The organism is Armatimonas rosea, from assembly GCF_014202505.1.
Taxonomy (GTDB): domain Bacteria; phylum Armatimonadota; class Armatimonadia; order Armatimonadales; family Armatimonadaceae; genus Armatimonas; species Armatimonas rosea.
In genome coordinates this window covers 382,384-401,954 of record NZ_JACHGW010000003.1, presented here as the reverse complement: position 1 = coordinate 401,954, position 19,571 = coordinate 382,384, and the positions used below count along the sequence as shown (strand labels likewise).

At 61.5% G+C, this 19,571-nt stretch carries 18 protein-coding genes and 1 pseudogene; 13 read left to right on the top strand and 6 right to left on the bottom strand.

Annotation, left to right across the window (positions count from 1 at the left end; genetic code table 11):
• Positions 1–125: 125 nt before the first annotated feature.
• From ispG to HNQ39_RS16865, 4 genes and pseudogenes are all read right to left on the bottom strand, one after another.
• A pseudogene (ispG, locus tag HNQ39_RS30825) lies at positions 126–1,217 on the bottom strand ((E)-4-hydroxy-3-methylbut-2-enyl-diphosphate synthase); the annotation flags it as partial.
• Positions 1,218–1,353: 136 nt separating this feature from the next.
• On the bottom strand, positions 1,354–1,809 hold the full coding sequence (gene trxA, locus HNQ39_RS16875) for a thioredoxin (RefSeq protein ID WP_184198867.1): 456 nt from the start codon (positions 1,807–1,809) through the stop codon (positions 1,354–1,356).
• A gap of 30 nt (positions 1,810–1,839) precedes the next feature.
• Positions 1,840–4,935 (bottom strand): carboxypeptidase regulatory-like domain-containing protein, encoded by a 3,096-nt coding sequence (locus HNQ39_RS16870; protein WP_184198864.1) that lies wholly within the window; start codon positions 4,933–4,935, stop codon positions 1,840–1,842.
• On the bottom strand, positions 4,932–5,303 hold the full coding sequence (locus tag HNQ39_RS16865) for a BlaI/MecI/CopY family transcriptional regulator (protein WP_184198860.1): 372 nt from the start codon (positions 5,301–5,303) through the stop codon (positions 4,932–4,934). Before HNQ39_RS16865 ends, HNQ39_RS16870 begins: the two co-directional genes overlap by 4 nt.
• 91 nt (positions 5,304–5,394) lie before the next feature.
• Here HNQ39_RS16865 and HNQ39_RS16860 point away from each other — a divergent pair, with 91 nt between their 5' ends.
• The 4 genes from HNQ39_RS16860 (at position 5,395) to HNQ39_RS16845 (ending at position 10,039) form a co-directional block, all read left to right on the top strand.
• Positions 5,395–6,567 carry a cysteine desulfurase-like protein gene (locus tag HNQ39_RS16860; protein WP_184198857.1) on the top strand — a complete coding sequence of 391 codons (1,173 nt, stop codon included), beginning with the start codon at positions 5,395–5,397 and terminating at the stop codon, positions 6,565–6,567.
• Positions 6,568–6,732: 165 nt separating this feature from the next.
• Positions 6,733–7,503: a glycosyltransferase family 2 protein gene (locus HNQ39_RS16855; RefSeq protein ID WP_184198854.1), complete on the top strand. Its 771-nt coding sequence runs from the start codon at positions 6,733–6,735 to the stop codon at positions 7,501–7,503.
• Between the two features lie 32 nt (positions 7,504–7,535).
• Positions 7,536–8,798 (top strand): ArnT family glycosyltransferase, encoded by a 1,263-nt coding sequence (locus tag HNQ39_RS16850; protein WP_184198851.1) that lies wholly within the window; start codon positions 7,536–7,538, stop codon positions 8,796–8,798.
• Positions 8,799–8,854: 56 nt separating this feature from the next.
• On the top strand, positions 8,855–10,039 hold the full coding sequence (locus tag HNQ39_RS16845; RefSeq protein ID WP_184198848.1) for a hypothetical protein: 1,185 nt from the start codon (positions 8,855–8,857) through the stop codon (positions 10,037–10,039).
• Here the strand turns inward: HNQ39_RS16845 and HNQ39_RS16840 are convergent.
• A complete protein-coding gene (locus HNQ39_RS16840; RefSeq protein WP_184198845.1) occupies positions 10,011–11,087 on the bottom strand; it encodes an acyltransferase family protein in 1,077 nt (358 codons plus the stop codon). The two genes, HNQ39_RS16845 and HNQ39_RS16840, sit on opposite strands and share 29 nt — an antisense overlap.
• A gap of 69 nt (positions 11,088–11,156) precedes the next feature.
• Here HNQ39_RS16840 and HNQ39_RS16835 point away from each other — a divergent pair, with 69 nt between their 5' ends.
• The 8 genes from HNQ39_RS16835 to HNQ39_RS16800 all read left to right on the top strand — a co-directional run bounded on the left by HNQ39_RS16835 (position 11,157) and on the right by HNQ39_RS16800 (position 16,831).
• A complete protein-coding gene (locus HNQ39_RS16835; RefSeq protein WP_184198843.1) occupies positions 11,157–12,140 on the top strand; it encodes a glycosyltransferase family 9 protein in 984 nt (327 codons plus the stop codon).
• Entirely contained in the window at positions 12,137–13,108 is a 972-nt protein-coding gene (locus HNQ39_RS16830) for a glycosyltransferase family 9 protein (protein WP_184198840.1), read from the top strand. The genes HNQ39_RS16835 and HNQ39_RS16830 overlap by 4 nt, the downstream gene beginning before the upstream one ends.
• Complete coding sequence (rfaE2, locus tag HNQ39_RS16825) at positions 13,109–13,579, top strand: D-glycero-beta-D-manno-heptose 1-phosphate adenylyltransferase (protein WP_184198837.1); 471 nt, start codon at positions 13,109–13,111, stop codon at positions 13,577–13,579.
• A gap of 191 nt (positions 13,580–13,770) precedes the next feature.
• On the top strand, positions 13,771–14,670 hold the full coding sequence (locus HNQ39_RS16820) for a zinc ribbon domain-containing protein (RefSeq protein ID WP_184198834.1): 900 nt from the start codon (positions 13,771–13,773) through the stop codon (positions 14,668–14,670).
• Positions 14,671–14,703: 33 nt separating this feature from the next.
• Positions 14,704–15,552: a TIGR02452 family protein gene (locus tag HNQ39_RS16815; protein ID WP_184198831.1), complete on the top strand. Its 849-nt coding sequence runs from the start codon at positions 14,704–14,706 to the stop codon at positions 15,550–15,552.
• 16 nt (positions 15,553–15,568) lie between these two features.
• Entirely contained in the window at positions 15,569–15,826 is a 258-nt protein-coding gene (locus HNQ39_RS16810) for a hypothetical protein (protein ID WP_184198828.1), read from the top strand.
• Positions 15,827–15,835: 9 nt separating this feature from the next.
• Positions 15,836–16,447, top strand: a complete 612-nt coding sequence (grpE, locus tag HNQ39_RS16805; RefSeq protein WP_184198825.1) for a nucleotide exchange factor GrpE — start codon at positions 15,836–15,838, stop codon at positions 16,445–16,447.
• 12 nt (positions 16,448–16,459) lie between these two features.
• Entirely contained in the window at positions 16,460–16,831 is a 372-nt protein-coding gene (locus tag HNQ39_RS16800; protein WP_184198822.1) for an META domain-containing protein, read from the top strand.
• Here the strand turns inward: HNQ39_RS16800 and HNQ39_RS16795 are convergent.
• On the bottom strand, positions 16,812–18,818 hold the full coding sequence (locus HNQ39_RS16795; RefSeq protein ID WP_184198819.1) for a S41 family peptidase: 2,007 nt from the start codon (positions 18,816–18,818) through the stop codon (positions 16,812–16,814). The two genes, HNQ39_RS16800 and HNQ39_RS16795, sit on opposite strands and share 20 nt — an antisense overlap.
• A gap of 43 nt (positions 18,819–18,861) precedes the next feature.
• Here HNQ39_RS16795 and HNQ39_RS16790 point away from each other — a divergent pair, with 43 nt between their 5' ends.
• Positions 18,862–19,545 (top strand): MgtC/SapB family protein, encoded by a 684-nt coding sequence (locus HNQ39_RS16790; RefSeq protein ID WP_184198816.1) that lies wholly within the window; start codon positions 18,862–18,864, stop codon positions 19,543–19,545.
• Positions 19,546–19,571 lie beyond the last annotated feature (26 nt).

Genomic DNA, 19,571 nt, shown 5'->3' with positions numbered 1-19,571 from the left:
GCCAAGATCGGATGGTTGGGCGTCACTAAAATGGAAGGTGCGCCACGTAGCTTTAGCTCAACGAGTTCCCCCTCAAAGGAGTGGGTATCCACTGCGGTTACCGGAGAGTAGGTCCCCTCCTGCGTGAGTACCTTCTGTCCCTGTTCCACAGTCTCGATGGGAACGAAACCAGCCTCCGTGACAACCGTCTCGCCAGGAGGGAAGCATCCCATCACCGCAATGTCTAGCCCAACAAGATGACTTGTGGCACGTTTCACTTGATTTAAGACCGTTGGAAGATCAAATTTCGTACGTCCACAGCTGGGGCAGGCGATAAACTCGACTTGTGTCTTGCGTAGACCGAGCGCTTGCAGGATTTCGTAGCAGACGGGCAGCTCTTGAATGGGGTCTTCGGAAAGAGATACCCGAATCGTGTCACCAATCCCCTCTGCCAATAGAGTACCAATCCCCGTCGTGCTCTTGATACGGGCGTACTGGCCGTCGCCGGCCTCCGTGACCCCAAGATGCAAGGGGTAGTCCATGCCCTCGGCGTCCATGCGCTGCACCATGAGCCGATTGGCGGCGAGCATGATCGGGACGCGGCTGGCCTTGAGGGAGATCACCAGGTTGCGAAAGTCGTGCTTCTCACAGATTCGGAGGTACTCCAGCGCGCTCTGGACCATCCCCTCGGGCGTGTCGCCGTAGGTGACCAGCATGCGCTCGGCCAGAGAGCCATGGTTCACCCCGATCCGCATGGCGATGTCGCGCTTCTTGCAGGCCTCGATCACCGGCACCAGGCTCGCCTCGATCGCCTCCCGCTGCTCGTCGTGCTCGGCGTCGGTGAACTCCGAGCGGCCCGTGTGCTTGTGGAAGACAAACAGCCCCGGGTTGAGGCGCACCTTATCGACATACTCCGCCACCGCGACCGCGATATCGCTGCCCTGGTGGTGCACATCGGCGACCAACGGCACATCGACCAGCCGAGCCCGGAGCTTCTCCTTGATCTGTCCCAGGCAGTGGGCATCGCGCATCGACGGCGTGGTCACGCGGACGATCTCCGCCCCCTTGCGCGCCATCTCGGTGATCTGACGGACGCAGTCCTCGACCTGGTGGGTCTCGGCGGTGATCATCGACTGCACCACCACCGGATGGTCCCCGCCAATGGTCACTTTGCCCACACGAACGGGGCGGGTCTTGCGGCGAGGGAAGGTCAACGGAAGCGAATCGTAGAGGCTCATGGCGCTATTGTACCCGGCCTCATGGACGAGGCGGGCACGCTCCGCTTCTAGCCTGCGGCTACGATGTCGCGGAGCGACTTGGCGGCTGGAGGCCAGTAGGGCGAAGCCCGGAGCCCGCCTCGTCCATGAGGCCGGCTCAGCGGTAGATAAATTCCCGGATTGCGGAGGCAGGTTGTGCGCCCGCTTGCTCCGCAACCAAGCTGCCGTTTTTAAAGAGCAGGAGCGCCGGAATCCCCTGGATGTTGTACTGCGCCGAGAGTCCGGGCAGCGCCTCGGTGTTGACCTTGACGATCAGGGTCAGCCCCGCCTCTTGCTCGGCCACTTTCTCCAGCTGCGGCGCGACCATGCGACACGGGCCGCACCACGCCGCCCAGAAATCGACCAGAACGGGGAGCGAGCTCGCGCCCCGCACCGCATTGAAGACCGCCGTGCTGGGAATGTCCACGGGCGCATGGACCAGCGGCAGGCTCGCCTCGCACTTGCCGCAGGTGCCGTGCGCGGCAAGACGCTCGTAGGGGATGCGGTTTTTCTGGCCACACGACGGGCACGGTACGACAATGCCTTTTAGATCGGCGGTGAAAACACTACTCATGTGTCTATGATACCGCGCACCTTGAGTGGGCTAGCGTGTGCTAAATCCATCCGGGCCGTCGAGGCAGAAGACGATATCTTTTCGGTTGGCGGGGATACGATAGCGGTAGGCCTGAACCCGTTTGCCCTTCATCATGCCTGCAAGATTGGCGCTGAGCGTGCTGCCTGGAACGATGTTGGAGACAAAGAAGCGGCCCGCCGCATCGGTCTTGGTTGTCTGTGTAAGGATGGCCCCGCCAAAGACATGCAAGGACACACCCGCAATAGGGCTCCCCTGGCGATCCACCACCTTACCGGCAAGAACCGCGTCCGCCTTGGTTAGCTGCAGCGTCCCCAGCTCAGCCGTGCTCCCGAGGGGGAGGACCTTCATCCCTCGAACCGACTGGTGCGACCAGCCTTCCTTCCAGATGGCCGCCATGACCTTCCCCACGGAGTGGAGCAAGCCCTCGAAGCGCCCGTCTGCATCCGTGGTGAGAGAGAGGCTCTCGGGTGCCAAGCCATTCTCTCGGTCTCGTGGCTCTGGGTTGAGGGGCATGACTCGAATCTTCACGCCAGAGAGTGGCTCACCAAAGGCACTCACCACTCTGCCACGCACGGTGATGACCTTGCCCGCCACGAGAACAACTCGCACCGGCGCTTTCTGGTTAAATCCCACGGTGGCCCTCCCGGAGAGAACTCCTTTTTGGGCAAAGAGCTGGAAGTCATTTGCGACAAGAACTCCCTTGGTGCGCTTTCCACGGTCGTTGCTGGCCCAGCCACCGTACACCCCCATGGGAAGCTGCCACTCTGGGATAGAAAAGTGCCCACGTGCATTGGTAGTGGCGGCAATCCCCATGACGTGTTGCTCTTGCACCGTTGCCCCCTCAACCGGCTTGCCTGTGCTATCCACGACGATCCCCTCCAGAGGCATCGGACTAACGGGGGAGAAGTCTATGGTGTGTGTCTCTCCTTCTCTCCCTTGGAATACCCGCGCCGACGGTGCTGGGAAGCGCGGGCTAAACGTCCCCTCAAGACTGAGCTTGACTGTCTTTCCGGGAGGAACGTGAAGCGTGTAGCGTCCCTGGGAATCCGTTCGGGTGAAACCGGCAAACTGGAAATCGACTCGGGTTACGGGCTTTCCTTGAGATGTATCCGTGTAGCTATAGGCGATGTCCACCCGCACTCCCGCTCCGGGGAGCGGCTGGTTACGACTCTTCTCGCGCACTGTTCCCTGTACCACGCCCCCAGGAGTGAGCCGTAGCTCGACACCCGTCAGGTTGCCACTCTCCAACGAGAGACGCTCACTCCGCACGGGGGCATAGCTCTCCTGACGTCCCACCTCTAAGCGTACACGGCAAGGCGCGGGCCGTGCACCGACAAGTGTAAAGCGCCCCTGAGAGTCTGTTGTGGTACTTGGGCTGGGAAAGTACGTCCCCATCAACCCTGGCTGCTCCAGCACGACCTCCCGCCCCGCCACCGGCCTGCCTTGGAGGTCACGGACTCGACCGCTGATGGTCCGCCCCTCAATAACCACCATTTTTTGGAAGACCCGGCTTCCCTGTTTGGTTGTTTGAAGGGACACAGGGACCAAGCGAGGGTCTTTGAGCCGCACGAGCTGGCCACTTTGCCGATCCATTGTACCGGGCGCACTGAGCCCTTCGGTGCGAAAGGTCCCCTGGGCATCGGTGGTTCCCTGGAAGCGCTCGGGCTCTAGCGCTTGTCGGGCAAGTCCTCCCCATCCCCATTGCCGGACCTCAAGGGGCTGCTGGCTCAGGGGGCGGCCTTGTTTGTCAAGGATAGTTACCTCCCACTGTGTCGCAGGCTCCAGCGTAATGCGCCAGCCACGCCCCGGCTCGAAGAACATCCCCTCGTTGGGCGCGTAGTTGGGCGAGTAGCCAGGTGTATCGACCAGCACCCGCAGGCTTGCCTGAGTGAGGTTCTCTGGAAAACGAAACGTACCATCGGGTGCTGTGTGTGTCTGGGCAACCACCGTGGCATGGGCCTTCTTAGTGAGCGGCTCCACCTCGACCTGCACAAGGCGCACGAGAACATCACCCAAGGGCTGATCCGCCTTCGTGCGTACCATTCCAAAGTGGGGATGAGGGCTGTCAGGACGCGGAAGGCCCACCCCCCCTTGTGCTGCCTGCTGCCGCGCGACCGCTCTCCAGGGAATCAGTGCGGGCAGAGCCAAGACGCAGGCGAGGAGTAGTAGCGAGGTAGCCTTGCGCCGCGGCAGGGCGGGCTGAGCGAGCGCTTCCAGGCGGCGGCGAAGGCGCGATGGGCTCGCAAACGCACCCACGGCGAGCTCCGGGGTGTGGGCGAGGGTCGCCGTGAGGAGCACACGGGCGTACTCGGCGCGGGGGGCAGCGGTGACGGCAAGCGCGAGGGTGTCGGCGGCCTGCTCACGGGCGAGTTTTTCCTCGCGCCGCGCCCACCAGACCAGCGGATGGAACCAGAGCAGCACGCCCACAAGCGCACCAAGTCCCTCCCAGAACAGATCGCGACGCTTCACGTGCGCCAGCTCATGGGCGACAATCAGCGCTTCGTCGGCGAGCGCGGGCTCGGGCAGCAAGATCGTCCCAAAGGCAAGCAGGGGGCTCGAAAAGCCCGTAAGCCGGGCCACTCGCGGCGCACGACAAAGACCGAAGCGGGCACAGAGGGCGGGCAGAGCGGGGAGAGAGACTTGTGTGGCTTTCTGGAGAAGCGCTCTAGTCTGCGCCGCGGCGACCACAAGCCGCATAAACGCCACGCCAACGCCTAATAAATAGAGTATGCTCATCATTTGCCCGCTTTGAAATCCCATACGGGTCGGTAAAAAAGTAGTATGGATTACAGGAGAGCTTTTTTGTATCGTCGGTGTGTCTGTACGGATTAAATGTAAGTCCGTACGAGTGACTGAAAAATCTGTATGGCCCACAGGAGAGCCCGTATGGGTAATAGGAAAGTCTGTAGAAATGGTTTTAGGTGGAAGAAAAGGTATCGAAAGCGTGATTGGGACAGCAAAAGCAACAAGACACTTGAGATAGCCTGCACGCCAGAGCCAACAGCGGATGTTTGGGGAGAGCTTGGAAAAGAGGCGGCAGAGGACGGCGATTACCAAAAGCGCGACACCGCTCTGGAACGTGGTGCGAAGCAGGGTCTCGGTCATGGCTTCTCCTCCAGCTTGGCGATGATCTCCTTAAGGCGCGCCAGCTCGGTCTCGGTGAGGGTCTCTTTTTCGGCGAGGTAGGCGGCGAAGGGCTCGACCGAGCCGCCGAGCATCGTGTCCACAAACTCGGCGACCAGGCCACGCATCAGGCTAGCTTGGGTCTGGGTCGGGGAGTACTGGTAGATTCCCTCTCGGGGCTCGCGGGTTAGAAAGCCTTTCTCCCGGAGGCGCTCCATCACGTTGAGGATCGTCGTCTTGCGCACGTCGCCGAAGCTCTCGGCGACCTCACGCACACTGATCGGGTGCCGCTCCGCGATAAAGCGCAGCACCTCCGACTCCGCCCGCCCTAAGTTTGTCTTCTTTCTCATCCTTAACTCTCCGTACGACAATCGTCGTATAACCGTCATCGGCATCATACGACAGGTGTCGTATCTTGTCAAGGCCAGGTACAATCCCCGTATGAGCTTTCCCATCGACACCATCCGGGCGCAGTTTCCGGCGCTGGCCAACAACCCCGACTTGATCTTCTTCGATAACCCAGGCGGAACCCAAGTGCCCCAGAGTGTGATCGATGCCGTGAGTGGGTACTGGGCGACCAGCTGTGCCAATGTGGGCGGCGCGTTTGCCACCAGCCAGCGCACCGATGCGACTGTCGCGGCGGCGCGGGCGGCGATGGCCCGGCTTTTAGGCACGCCCGATCCCTATGAGATTGTCTTTGGGCAGAGCATGACCGCGCTGACCTTTCATCTCGCCCGCTCGTTTGGGGAGACGCTTTCCCCCGGCGATGAGATCATTGTCACGGACCTAGACCACGATGCCAATGTCGCGCCCTGGCGGGAGCTAGAGGCGGTCGGGGCCGTGATTCGTCGTGTGCCCTTCGACCCGGCAACGGGCCTTCTGGACATGACAGCGCTGGAGGCGGCCCTCACACCGGGCAAGACCCGCCTGCTGGCGATCACCGCGGCCTCCAATGCCCTTGGCACGATCCCCGACCTAGCGCATGCCATCGGGCTCGCCCATGCCGCGGGGGCGCTGGTCTCTGTCGATGCCGTGCAGTTTGTCCCCCACTGCCCCACGGATGTCCGTGCGCTGAACTGCGACTTTCTCGCCTGCTCCGCCTACAAGTTCTTCGGGCCGCACATCGGTGTCCTCTACGGCAAGCGGGAGCACTTAGAGCGCCTTAAGCCCCACAAAGTCCGCCCCGCCAAGACCAGCATTCCCCACTGCTGGGAGCAAGGAACCCTCAACCACGAGTGCTTGGCAGGGGTAACCGCCGCGGTGGAGTACATCGAGAGTGTTGGCATGGACGCGATGCAGCGCTACGAAGCGGAGCTCGGTACCCGCCTTCTTGAGGGACTCCACAGGCTCCCCGGAGTCACGGTCTACGGGCCAGGCAAATCGGACCGGGTACCAACGGTCGCCTTCACGGTCGCTGGTCACACCCCGCGTGCCGTTGCTGAGGTACTCGGGGCTGCAGGGATCTGCACCTGGAGCGGTAACTACTACGCCGTCGGGGTGATGGAGACTCTCAGCCTCCCCGAGGGCGCGGTTCGGGTGGGACTGGCACACTACAACACCGTTCCCGAAGTAGAGCGCTTGCTAAGTATCTTGGCGACTCTGGAGTCCAAGTAGCCTGCTGTATTTGCACAAAAACCCTATAAAGCGCATCTGGACGGGTAGGTCAATTCTACTTTCAAAGCGATGAACAACAAACAATTTAATATCATTCAAACACAGAATCCCCCTACAGACATTAGAACATATAGCAACGAACAAAAATTTAAAGGCCAATACTAATTGAGAAAAACACATCGAGAGAGACTATCTGACTCAGAAACTTTCAAAAGCAAGGATTTCTGTCTATCTGTCGTCATTCCCGTCTACAATGAGATCCATACGATCAAAGAGATCCTAGAACGGGTTCGTAATGTCGATATATCGAAAGAAGTTATCCTTGTCGACGATGGCTCCAAAGATGGAACTCGTGACATACTCAAGAATGACATTGAAGGCTTTTTTCCGGATGTAAAAGTCTATTACCATGATAAAAATCAAGGCAAAGGCGCTGCTACAAGAACGGGTATTGCCCAAGCAACAGGTGACTACGTTGTGGTGCAGGATGCAGATCTTGAGTACGACCCAAATGAGTTTTTTGTCCTCTTAGAGCCACTCTTAAATGGTGATGCAGATGTCGTCTTTGGCTCTCGTTTTTTGGGAAGTGGACCACATCGTGTTTGCTTCTTTTGGCATCGTGTTGCGAACGCCCTCTTAACCACATTATCGAATATCACAACAAATCTCAATCTTACCGATATGGAAGTGTGCTATAAGATATTTCGCAGAGACGTAATTCAATCCATAAAGCTTCGCGCGAATCGTTTTGATTTCGAGCCTGAAGTAACAGCAAAAGTAGCAAGATGGATGGATCCGACTACAGGTAAACGGTGTCGTATCTACGAGGTGCCGATCAGCTACTACGGCAGAGACTATACAGAGGGTAAAAAAATTGGCCTCAAAGATGCATTTTCAGCGGTCTGGGCTATTCTTCGGTATAGATTCACGGACTAAAAAACAGAAACACGATCGTTAAGAAATCTCCAATGAGACAGTTACTTGCAACTATACTAAAGCACCGGACAATATTCATTATTGCCTTTATGATCGTCGCATTTCTCCTCAGGATCAGCGCGGCAGTTGCATTGCGTAATATACATCTCCCTCCCGACAAAACGTTTGGAGCTGATGGAATAGAATTTAACCTACTCGGCCTACAGCTCATACGCGGACATGGATACGCTTGGGAGTCCGGCCAGCTGACTTCCTTTAGAGCTCCAGGGCTGCCCTTTTTGCTTGCGGGACTGTATTCGCTTGTTGGTGAAAACTACGTATTTTCCTATCTCACCTTCAGCCTTTTGGGAATGTTTTCCTGTTTATTTATTTTTTTAACAGCCGAGATATTACTAAGCAAGAAGCTCGCTATACTGTCAGCACTTTTATCTGCATTTTATTTCCCTCATATATATTTCTCAACCGTTTTCGCAAGCGAGAACTTGTTTATATTCCTACTATCACTCGGCATACTGCTATTCACAAAAAACCTAAAAACAGAATCCAGATACGGCCTAATACTATCCGGGCTCATCCTTGGATTCAGCACATTAACTCGCCCGTTTGCAATTTTACTACTACCAGCGTTCCTCCTCGTTATCGTAATCACACATAAGAAAAACGTAGCTAGAGCAATTTTCCCTGCAATACTATACGCGCTCTCGTTTACCAGTATAGTCGCACCTTGGACTATACGTAATTATTTAGTGCATGGAAAATTTGTGCTGGTAGCAACAAATGGTGGATCTACGTTCTATGGTGGCAATAACACGACTGTCGCAACCCAGCCCAAGCTACTTGGTGCTTGGGTGTCCACAACGGAGCTACCTTATCGTTCGATGGTTGATGCGACACCTAACGAATATGCTCACGATAAGATGGAATGGAAACTAGGTATTGATTGGATTCGAGATCACCCTCTCTCTATCCCAGTATTATTCATTTCCAAGATAATCCGTTTCTTTCTTCCTGATTTCAACTCAGGAAATAAACTAATGCTTCTTTCGAACGTCATATTCAGCACACCCGTATTAATATTATGCATTATAGGAATCGTAAAATCATTAAAGACCTATAGGTTATTCTCAACAGAGTGGCTCGTCATCCATTTGGCAATGACCTCTACGTTGATTACAGCAATTGTGTTTTGGGGGGATCCGCGATTTCGTGATGGGACCATGATCGCTTTGATTCTCTATGCGACATATGGCCTGTCAGCTATTCTGCCAAAACAGCTATCTAGCCTGTTTGATTAGATAAAGGCACACACAAAGCAGATCGCAGCAGGAGTCGTGAAGTGATAAAATGCGGCATGAAAGTCCTCCAAACAAAGCCGTTCACTATGACTCAGACCATCGCCACTGCAGGTGAGGGAGGTCTGCGACTGCTGGCTCGTGCTCCGGGCTGTGACTGGAGCCGTCGTGGAGCAGAGTCTGCGGTGGCGAGCATTGCAGTGGATGGGGTTCCGACTGCGGAGCTCGTTCTCTACCGGGGTGAGGAGCTCGCAGAGTACTTTATTGCGCTGGGCAACCTGGAGCGCGGCACCGTTCAGATTAGCGTGACCTTTCGCCCCGAGCTCTCCCCCGCAGGCGCTCGCGAGGTGCAGGTCCACGATGCGACAGTCACCACCGTCCCCTCCCCCCACCCTGACTACCTGCTCTGGCGCTACGCCCCCCGGCTCTATGGGCGCCCGGATAGTGCGACCTCAGACACCCCCCTCCTGTTACTCGCCCGTGTCCGCCCCGAGGGAGCACTTCTTCGACTGGCCTATGCCGTTGTCTGGAGCGACCAGGACACCGACCGCACGATGCTCCAGCGGCTCGCCCAAGATGGCACCCCGGTGGATATCGACTGGGTCTACGAGCTCTATGTGGACCCGCGCACGGGCCGTGTTCCCAAGGCCGTGGTGCAGGGTGCGGGCCAGACCACCGATCCCCTGCTCAGCCGCACGATCGCAGGACACCCCGTCCTGGCGACCTCGACCCGCAACAACATGGTGAGCCTCAAGGGAACGAGCCCGTTTCTGTTCGCGCTACCACCCGTGTGGGCCTACGATGAGACCCGTGGGGCGCGGGAATGCGCTCTGGATGCCTTTCCCTGGGCACTGGCACTCACAGAGAAGGAGCAACGTCGTGAGGCCAGCTATGTCCCCAACACCCTCGACCCGCGCAACTTCCTCTATGTCGACTTCAAGGCAACCCTGCCACCCGGAACACTCCTTGCGGCGCAGGCGACCCTGCGCAACCGGCAGACCCTCAGCTCCGACTACAACGACCCGCGTCTCACTCTCTTCCGCAGTGGCTGGAACCGAACCGCAATCCCGCTCCCACCAGGCACCACGGCACAGCAGCTCGCGGGAGTCGGCTTTGTGCGACGTGATAAAAACACCACCCCTTACCGTGTTGAGGGGGTAAAGATGCACCTGCTCGATAGTCAGTACCGCCCCCAGCCCCTCACTCTCTCTACCATCACAGGGACTTTGTCGGGCGCTTCTTAAGGAACGGCTTCTCGCAGAACCGGTAGAACACAGCGGCAGTCGCCACGCTAAAGGCAATGGCAAAGAGCAGCCCCACAAGCCCGCCCGGATCGGGCAGGCGGAGCCGCTCGAAGATCTGGAGCCCGATCCGCAGGAGGTAGTGGTGCGTGAGATAGAGGCTGTAGGAAAAGCCGCCGATCACCGAGAGCCCCCGGAGGGCGCGGTGTGCCCCCGTGAGGGTATCGAAGCGGTGCAGGCCCACCAACAGAGCGGCAAAGAGCAGAGTAACCACCATACTCAGGCGATAGGGCTGGTTGGCGACATAGAAATCTCGGGTCGTGATAAGAACGAGGGTCGCTAGAGCGAGCACCGCCGCCCAGACCCGCGGCTCCCGGCTCTTGGGGTCGGTGAGCGCATCGTAGACCAGGACGCCAAAGCCAAACTGCGCCCACATACAAAATGGGTAGGGCACGGCATCCCCAAAGATCAGCTGCGCAATCAGGCACAGAAGTGTCAGACCGTGGAGCGCCCGGAGCATCGCCCGGACCCCCAGCCGCTTCCCAAATGCCGCCAGCGCCCCCCCCACTAACAGATAGAAAGCCAGCTCAAAGCACAGCGTCCAGCTTACGGCCACGATGCTCGGGGTCTTGGTGATTAGCTGCGTGAGGGTCAGGTTCCAGAAGATATTCCCGCCCGTCAGCATCCCCGCAGTCTCTGCCGTCCCTGCGCCACGAAGCTGCATCACCACCAACGGTAAGGTAGTCAGGAGTAAGGCGCACCAGTACGGCGGGAAGATGCGGCGCAGGCGCGCGACAAAAAAGCTGCCGACACCCGGGTCGCGTGCTTGGGAGATCGCGGCGGCATTGGCGATACAGAAGCCGCTGATCACAAAAAAGAGCTGCACCCCCAGCCAGCCAAACTGCGCCAGCCAGAAGATGCCGCGGTCCTTGAGCTCGGGGTGGTGCAGGGCGTGAACTCCCGCCGTGTGGAAGCACACCACCATCAGGCTCGCAATCCCCCTCCAGGCATCCAGTGTGGCATAGGAGAGACGAGGCGGGGGGGTGTTCATGGGCTCATTGTACCCAAATCTCCCCGGACACCCGGCCAGATCGCCGACGCTTGCGGGTAAAATACGCCGATGCCTTCGCCTGCTCCGTCTCGTCTTCTCGTGGTCAAGCTCTCGTCGCTGGGCGATGTGGTCCATACACTGCCCTTGATCGAGGCGCTTCGTCACGGCGGAGGACCGGAGCTGCACCTCGCGTGGGCGGTGCGCAAGGCCTTTGCGCCGCTGGTGCTGGGCAACCCGCACGTCAGCGCGGTTCATGTCCTCGAAGAGAAGAGCCTCCGCGCTACCCTAGCCTTTGGCAAGACGCTCAAGGAGGAGCGCTTCGACACCGCGCTCGATCCCCAAGGGCTCTTTGTCTCGGGCTTGCTGGCGCTGCTCTCGGGGGCACCGCGCCGGATCGGGCTGGATAAGAACCGGGAGGGCAACAAGCTCTTCCTCACCGATGCCCGTATCGCCAGCACCCACCGGGCGCACCAGGTGGAGAAGCTCGCCGCCTTCTGCGATGTGCTGGGCTATCCCCGGCTCGCGCCGCGTGTCCAGACCTACCTCGCGGGAGACGCCCCACGCGAGAAGACCTGGGTGGGCTGCATTATCGGGGCGAGCACGCCCGATAAGACCTGGCCCCTGGAGCGCTGGAAGTCTCTGATTGCGGCGCTGGAGGGGCGCGGCCTGACGCCCGTCCTGCTGGGCGGCCCCGGCGCGGAGGCGGAGGCGGCCGCGCAGGTGGCGAGTGCGGGCTGCCTGAACCTGGCGGGCAAGACAAAGCTCCCCGAGCTGGCAAAGACGGTGGCGCAGTGCGGTGTGGTGATCGGGGCGGACACGGGACCGCTGCACCTTGCGGTCGCGGTGGGAACCCCGGTGGTGGGGCTCTACGGGGTCACCGATCCGGCACGCACCGGCCCTGGCTGGGGCCCCGCCCCCGCAGTTGTCTTGGACTTTGTCGAGAAAGAAGCCCCTCCGGAGAGCCGCCGCCCGCGCCATGGCACGATCCCCGATGCCCTTGCTCGCATCCCTGCGGAGGCGGTCTTAGACGCTGTCGAGAGGCTCTTGACATGAGGGTCTGTGTGGTTCGCCTCGGGGGGATGGGAGATATCCTGCTCGCCACCCCGACACTGCGGGCGCTCGCCGCCCACTTCCCCGGCAGCACGATCGACTTTGTGGTAGGCCCAGGGATGGAGGCAGCGGTCACCGGGCTCCCCTACGCAGGGCGCATCCTGGCCTTCGACCGCAAGAAGCACTGGGGAAAAGGCCTCCCTGGCTTTGTCAAGACGCTCCGTGCCGACGGCCGCTACGACCTCTTTCTGAACTTCCAGCCTAGCCTCAAGACCCTGACGCTCATGGCGCTCTCCCAGCCCCAGCAGACCATTGTCTTCAAGAAAGACCGCCGCAAGCAGGCCGCTACCGGACGGGTGCGCCACGCCATCGACGACTTTGCCAAGGAGCTTGTGCCGCTGGGGATCACGGTCACCGACCGACAGCTGGACTTCTTTGTGCCCGAAGCGGCGCGGGAGTCGCTGGCGGCGAAGCTGGACCTGAGTGTCCCCTATATCGCTATCAACCCCGCAGGAACCCGAGACATCAACCGCTGGCCCCCAGAGCGCTTCGCCGAGCTCATCGAGCGGCTGGTGGGAGCGGGACGGCGCGTACTTCTCCTAGGCGGGCCGGGCGACCTGGCGCTGGCGTCGGAGATCGCGGGGAAGACCCAAGCGCCCGTGGAGAACCTGGCGGGCAAGCTCACGGTCAAGGAGCTAGGAGCCTTGCTGGAGCGGGCGACCTGTGTCGTGACCGGGGATACCGGCCCCCTGCACATCGCCTCCGCCGTGAAGGCCCCGATTGTCTGTCTCTCGGGTGCCGCAGACCCGGATCGCACCGGCCCCACGCGCCCCGGCGATCTGGTCGTGATCAACCGCGAGCTGAGCTGTGTCCCCTGCCAGGCTCGCTCCTGCAAGCGCGGCGATATTGCCTGTATGACCCAGCTCCCCGTGGACGGGGTCTGGGACGCGATAGAAAGACGGATTCGCTAGATGACACGTGACGAGTTTGCCGCGGAGGCGGCGCGACTGAAGGCCGACGGTAAGTGCGTCGTCTTTACCAATGGGGTCTTTGATATCTTGCACGTCGGGCACCTGCGCTATCTCCAGCAGGCCCGCGCCCTCGGGGATGCGCTGTTTGTGGGCGTGAACGCCGATGCGAGTGTCCGTCGGCTGGGCAAGGGCCCGGAGCGCCCGATCAACCCGGAGGGCGAGCGTGCGGAGCTCTTGCTGGGCCTGAAGTGCGTAGACGCGGTCTGTGTCTTTGAGGAAGACACGCCGGTGGAGCTCATCCGCGCTGTCCAGCCCAGTATTCACTGCAAAGGCGGCGACTATGCCTCGCCCGATGTGCTCCCAGAGACGGCTATCGTCCGTGAGTACGGCGGCGAGGTCGTGATCCTCCCCCTCGTTCCAGGCCGCTCCACCACCAACGTAGTGAAAAAACTAACCTCTCCCTCACGGTAAACGTGGGGCTAGGGGGCGCTTCGCGCCGCCTCCTCGTTCCTCGTCGGTACAAGATTTATCCGCCGAAGGCGCGGCGGAGGAACGACGCCCCATTGCCCCACGTTCACCGAGGGAGAGGGCAACACCCACAGCAACAAAATCCGCAACCGTGCCGGGAGTTTTGTGTCTGACCTCAAACGATGAAGCCGGAAATGAAACACTGTGCGGGCTGTGGGGCGCCCAATCCGCACCATCTAACAGTCTGCTATGCCTGTGGGCGAACCCTAGACCAAGCCGCGCCACCGCCCGCCAAGACCTACCCCTGCCGTGCCTGTGAGAAGCCTGTCCCCTTCGCAGCTCCGGTCTGCCCGCACTGTGGGCTTGCGGTGCAGGCAGCGGTTCCCAGCTACGGAGCCGTTCAGGGCATGGCCCTCCAAGACTTCTCCCGGGTCACCGATGCGCTCCAGCAAGCCAGCGCGATTGGCAGTATCGGTGACTGGGAGATCGACCCGCTCCCCGATGGCACGACCCGGCTCAAGCGGGGCATCTGGGCCAGAATCACACGCGCAGGGGCAACAGACTGGGAAGAGGGCGTCGCTCTCGTGGTCTTTGGGATGGGAGCGCTCTTTAGCCTTGCTTTTGCCTACCCGAAGCACGGCGAGCCCCGCCCCTACATGCTTGTTGTTGCCATTGTCTTTGGAGTACTCGCCGTGGCCGTCCTGATTTGGATGCTGGGTGCCTCAGAGCAGCTCCGGGTCGGGCGTGAGCTTCTGGAGCGGCGCCGAACCCTGGGCAAGCTTCAGCGGGTCCGGCGCTGGGAGGGCCCCGCGGCCGCGACCTTCCGCCTCAGCTACCGCGAGGTCTCCAGCCGCTACGGTCATCAGGTCTATCGAACGCTACGGGTCGCGGGCCGCAGTGGCGGGGCGACACTGGATAGCTACCAGGTTCCCACCGACATGGGAGCCCTCGACGGTTTCTTGGGCGGTGGCTCGCAGCCCCTTCTCGCGCCCAGCACCGATGAGGCCGCCGCTCTAGGGCGCTTCCTGGCCCATATCACCGGCTGGCCGCTTCTCGACGCACCAACCCAGGCATGGCGATCCGGCGGTTTTTAGCAAGCTGCCCTCGGGAAACTATATTGGTGTGTTATGAACGTTAAACTTGCAATCGCAGCCAGAGAAGCGCTGGCAATCCAGGAGCGCGGCTGGTACAAGCTCCCCAATGGCACGACTGTCTCTATCGAGAGAGCTCTCAAGAAGGCCTGTGATGGCACTCAGCTCTATCTCCCCGAGGACTTCGACACGCTGTGGGAGGCGCTGGGTGAGCAGAGCGTGCTCTGCGAGACTGAGGTCACGGTAGAGAATGCCTCGACTCTAGAGGCGGCACGGGAGCTCCGAAAGCGCTACGAGCGGGTGGCTCTGCTGAACTTCGCGTCGGCGCGCAACCCCGGCGGGGGCTTTATGGGCGGCGCACGGGCACAGGAAGAGAGCCTCGCGCGGGCATCGGGGCTCTATAGCTGCCTGCGCACCCAGCCGGAGTTCTACGACTACCACCGTGCGCTGCGCTCCTGCCTCTACTCCGACCGGGTGATCTTCTCCCCCGATGTGCCGGTCTTCTGCGATGACCACCACCACGCGCTGGCGCAGCCCTACACGGTCTCGATGCTCACCAGTGCAGCGGTCAATGTGGGAGCGCTGGAGAAGAACGAGCCCCAGAGCCTGCGCTTTGTCGAGGCCACGATGGCGCGCCGGGTACGCATGGTGCTCGCGGTGGCGGCGGCGCAGGAGACCGAGGCGCTGGTCTTGGGAGCTTGGGGCTGCGGGGTCTTCCGCTGCGACCCGGAGCTCATCGCCCGCCTCTTCGCCGAAGCCCTCGCCGAGCCGGAGCTCAAAGGGCGTTTTCAGAGGATAGTCTTTGCGATCATGAACCCACGCAGCGGCCCCGATAAAAATATCGCCAGCTTTGAGTGCTCCTTTGGCGTAACCGCAAGCGCCTAAAAGCCGTTGCATCAGCATGGGCGACTTAACCGATCCGCGGCTGATGTACCTCAAGGCCGTGCTCTTTCTCGTGGCCGGGTGCGGCGCGGTCGCGGGCATCCTGGTCGAGCTTCCTAGCGGGCGTGTGGCGGCGCTCCTGGCGATCGGCATCTGGGCGTTTTGCCGGCTGTACTACTTTGCGTTCTACGTGATCGAGAAGTATATCGACCCGAGCTATAGGTTCGCGGGGCTCGTGTCGTTTCTACACTATCTGATCCGTCGAAAATTGCGGTAAACTAGGGGCGTGTTTTCACGTTTTAAACGCGATAAAAATTCCAACGGAGACGCCATGACCGACGACAGCACTGCCCAGACCGGGTCTGGGGCGGAGTTTGATGCCGATAGCGCACCACCTATGACCGACACGGAGGCAGGAACCTCCGATGTGGCTCAGCTTCAAGCCCAAGTGGAGAGCCTGACCGCGGAGCTCGACGCCGCACGCACCGATTTTCTTCGCGCCCGCGCCGATTTTTCCAACCTCAAGCGTCGCACGGAAGAGGAGCGCGAGGGGCTCAAGGGCTACCTGATCGAGGATATCCTGCAGAAGCTCCTCCCCATTCTCGATAACTTTGAGCGCGCGCTCATCGCCGCCTCCCAGACCAGCGACTACGACAAGCTTGTCGTGGGGGTCAATGCGATCTACAAGCAGTTCGGTGAGGCACTCGCCGGTGAGGGCGTGATGGTGATTCCGGGAACCACCGGCACCCCGTTCGATCCCAACCTGCACAACGCTGTCCTCCGCGATGAGAACAGTGACCTGCCGGAGAATACCATTGTCGAGGAGCTTCAGCGGGGCTACCTGCTGGGAACCAAGGTCCTCCGTCCCACCTTAGTGAAAGTCGCCACCGGCGGCTAGGAGTAAGTCGATATGAAAATAAAGATGCTTGCCGCGGCCTGTCTGGTCCCGGCTCTTGTTCTCTCCGTGGGCTGTAAAAAACCCACGCCCGTGGGGAAGTGGTCGGGGAACTTTAACAGTATCCCGGCGACCTTTGAGTTCAAAGAAGGCGGTCAGATGTCCGTCTCCGCCTCGGTGATGGGCCAGACCGCCAATCTCTCGGGGACCTGGAGCGCCGATGGGGACAAGCTCACCACGAGCCTCACCAGTGCCAACCCGGCGATGATCCTCAACATGATCCCCGCCGACAAGCGCCAGTCCACAGGGACATTCAAGATCGAGGGCGACACGCTGACGCTCACCAATGCGGGCAAGAGCCAGCCGCTCACCCGTGTGAAAGAATAGCGCCCAGCGCTGCCTCAAGCACCTCATCACGGCCCGCCTGGAGACCTCTCCGGGTGGGCCGTTTGCGTAGCGCAGGCATCACGCCGACCCCTGCCACCTTGGTGCCCTCCGGGAGGCGGACATCTTGGCCGGAGAAGCGCACGACGATCCCATCGCTTAGGAGCAGGTTCGTCACATCCCCCACCGCCCCGGCCGTTGGGGAGCCCACCAGCAGCGCCCCGCAGGCCTTGAGAAACAGCACTGTGTGCTCGGCCTGGCTCTGCGTGCGCTCGTCGATGAGCACCGCCACCCTCCCACGGTAGCGCCGCTGGGTCGTGCGGCGGGGGAGAGTCTGGTCAAAGACCTCGTCCAGGTGCCGCCCCGCGAGCTCGCCATCCTCCGGGGGCAGCGCCACCGGCCGGTGGAAGCGCGCCGCAATCAGCGGCTCCGTGGGTGCGAGGTAGGGTGCCAGCTCCCAGGCTGTCTCTTCCACATAGCCGCGTAAGTCGAAGATCAGGCCGGGTGCCTGGCCAAAGTGCACAAAAAAAGGCGCAATTTCGGGGCGGGTCAGGCGGTCGAGATCGGCGTAGACCACGCCCCCCTTCAGAACACGCACCACCTCGCCCTGACGCTCCTTGCCATCGGAGGGCAGGCGTGGGACAGCCACCTGACGTCCCCCTTCCAGCGTGAGGTTTGCCAGGCTCCCGCGTTGCCCGAGCAGCACGCGGTTGTTGAGGTAGTTCTCCCGGGCCTGGGGGGTCCCGGCAGCCAGGTAGGGATCGAGCTGGGCCCGTCGCACGGTCAGCGGCACGCCCTCCACCGCCACCACCGCATCCCCCACCTTCAGCTCACTGGCCCCACGAAGCGCCACGACAGTCGCCTTGCCCTCAATGGTCTGTAGGCGCACCGCCGCTCCCACGCTCCCAAAGAGCAGGCTGTCCAGCGGGGTCACGGTGACGGCGTGGCCATCGCGAGTCAGTCGCAGGAGCTGGCGCACGGCCTTGTGGAACGTGGGCGCGTCCCCGGCGGCCTGTACCTGGGCCAAGAACCCTGGCCACGCCCGCTCCAGCTCGGGCTGCAGGGCCACGCGGTGGGGATGGAGCAGCCAGAGCGCACTCCAGAGCCGCAGGGCCGCGTGCAGGCGGGTTGTGGGAGGAACGAGGCGTGGCTGCCCCGACGGCAGGAGTGCGCTCGTCCCCTTACGCTCCTCAGAGGGTAGGGCAAGGTTCGCGGCTAGCCAGGCACGCGCCTCAGGGAGGGGGTCGCGGGTGGGCTGTAGCCTGGGTAGCTCGGTGAGCCCCGTTCGGACACGGAGGGTCGGGCCACCAGGAAGGGTGACAGTCGTGGTCGGAGCCCAGGGCTCTCTAAGTGGGACCTCCCCCTCACACAACAAGACCGCCTGACCGAGCTGTGCCAGCGCGAGGACAAACGGCGGCACGGGGCTCTGGGGGCTCAGCACGACCGCGGTCAGCGGCCAGCGCGCCAGGGAGATGACAGCCGCACGCCCCACCCAGCCGGTGCGAAAGTTGCCGGTCGCGCTCTGTGCCTCGGGGACCTTGCCGTAGTGGGCGCGCTGCCAGAGAGCGGGCTGGGCGATCCCATCGGTGAGGGTCGCAAGGCGAGCGGCGGCACTGCGACGTGGAAGCTGAGCCGTGCGCAGGTCGAGGATCGCCGCAGGAGCCCGGCTCGCCTGGGCGATAAACCCTGCCAGGCAGCGCTCGCCCTCCGGGGTGAGGAGCCAGCCCACATCGGAGAGGGTCAGGAGCGGCCAGCCCTCGGCGGTGGTCGCGGTGTAGCCGGGAGTCGCGCTCTCGGGTTGTGGCTCGGGCTTGGAAGTAACCACACCGGTCCATGGGTCGTCGAGCACGCTCAGCCAGCGCCCCAGGGTCTCCGGGTTGGGGGCACGGAGCACCTCGGGGAAATAGGCCTCCGTTGCCTCCGCCCAGCGCGCACCCGCACGGGGATGGAAGTAGGTCACCGTGGCGTAGAGCTTCGCCAGTTCAAGCATGGTCTCAGTATAGCTTCTCCCCATGGTACGGTACAATTGTCGAATGAGTTTGCGTCCGCCGTGGGACTTTTTCCTTCAACCGCAGGCCCTGTCCTTCTACACCGAGGCGGGCTATCTCATCCTGGCCTCGCTCCTTGGGGGCTTTATCGGGGCGCAGCGGGAGGCGACCAACCACTCGGCAGGGCTCCGCACGCACGTTCTGGTCTGCCTGGGGGCGTGCTTGCTCACCCGAATCCACTTCCCCAGCGGCGACCCGGGGCGGATCGCAGCCCAGGTGGTGACCGGTATTGGCTTTCTGGGGGCGGGCGTGATCCTGCGCCGCGGGCTCTCGGTACGGGGCCTGACGACCGCCGCGACCGTCTGGATCGTCGCCGCGATCGGGATCGCCTGTGGTGCGGGGGGAATCTACCCGGCCACCGCCACGTTCACGACTCTCTTGGTGCTCTTCACGCTGAGTGTCGGGCGCTGGTCGGAGAACCTGATCCATAAAAACGAGCGCCAGACCACGCTGACCATCACGGTCAACCGACACAAGGGTGCGGTCAGCGCAGCCCTTACCGCCCTCACCGAGGCCGGCGCGACCGTCTCCAGCTTCGAGACCGAAGACCACCCCGATGGCCGCCGGGTCTTGCTGGTGACGATCCGCATGCGCCCCGATGTCAAAGAGCAGGATGTCTGCGACGAGCTCAACAACGCCCTCCCCGATGCCACCCTGGAGTGGGTATAAGCCCCCCCGATTGGAACGGGGGGACG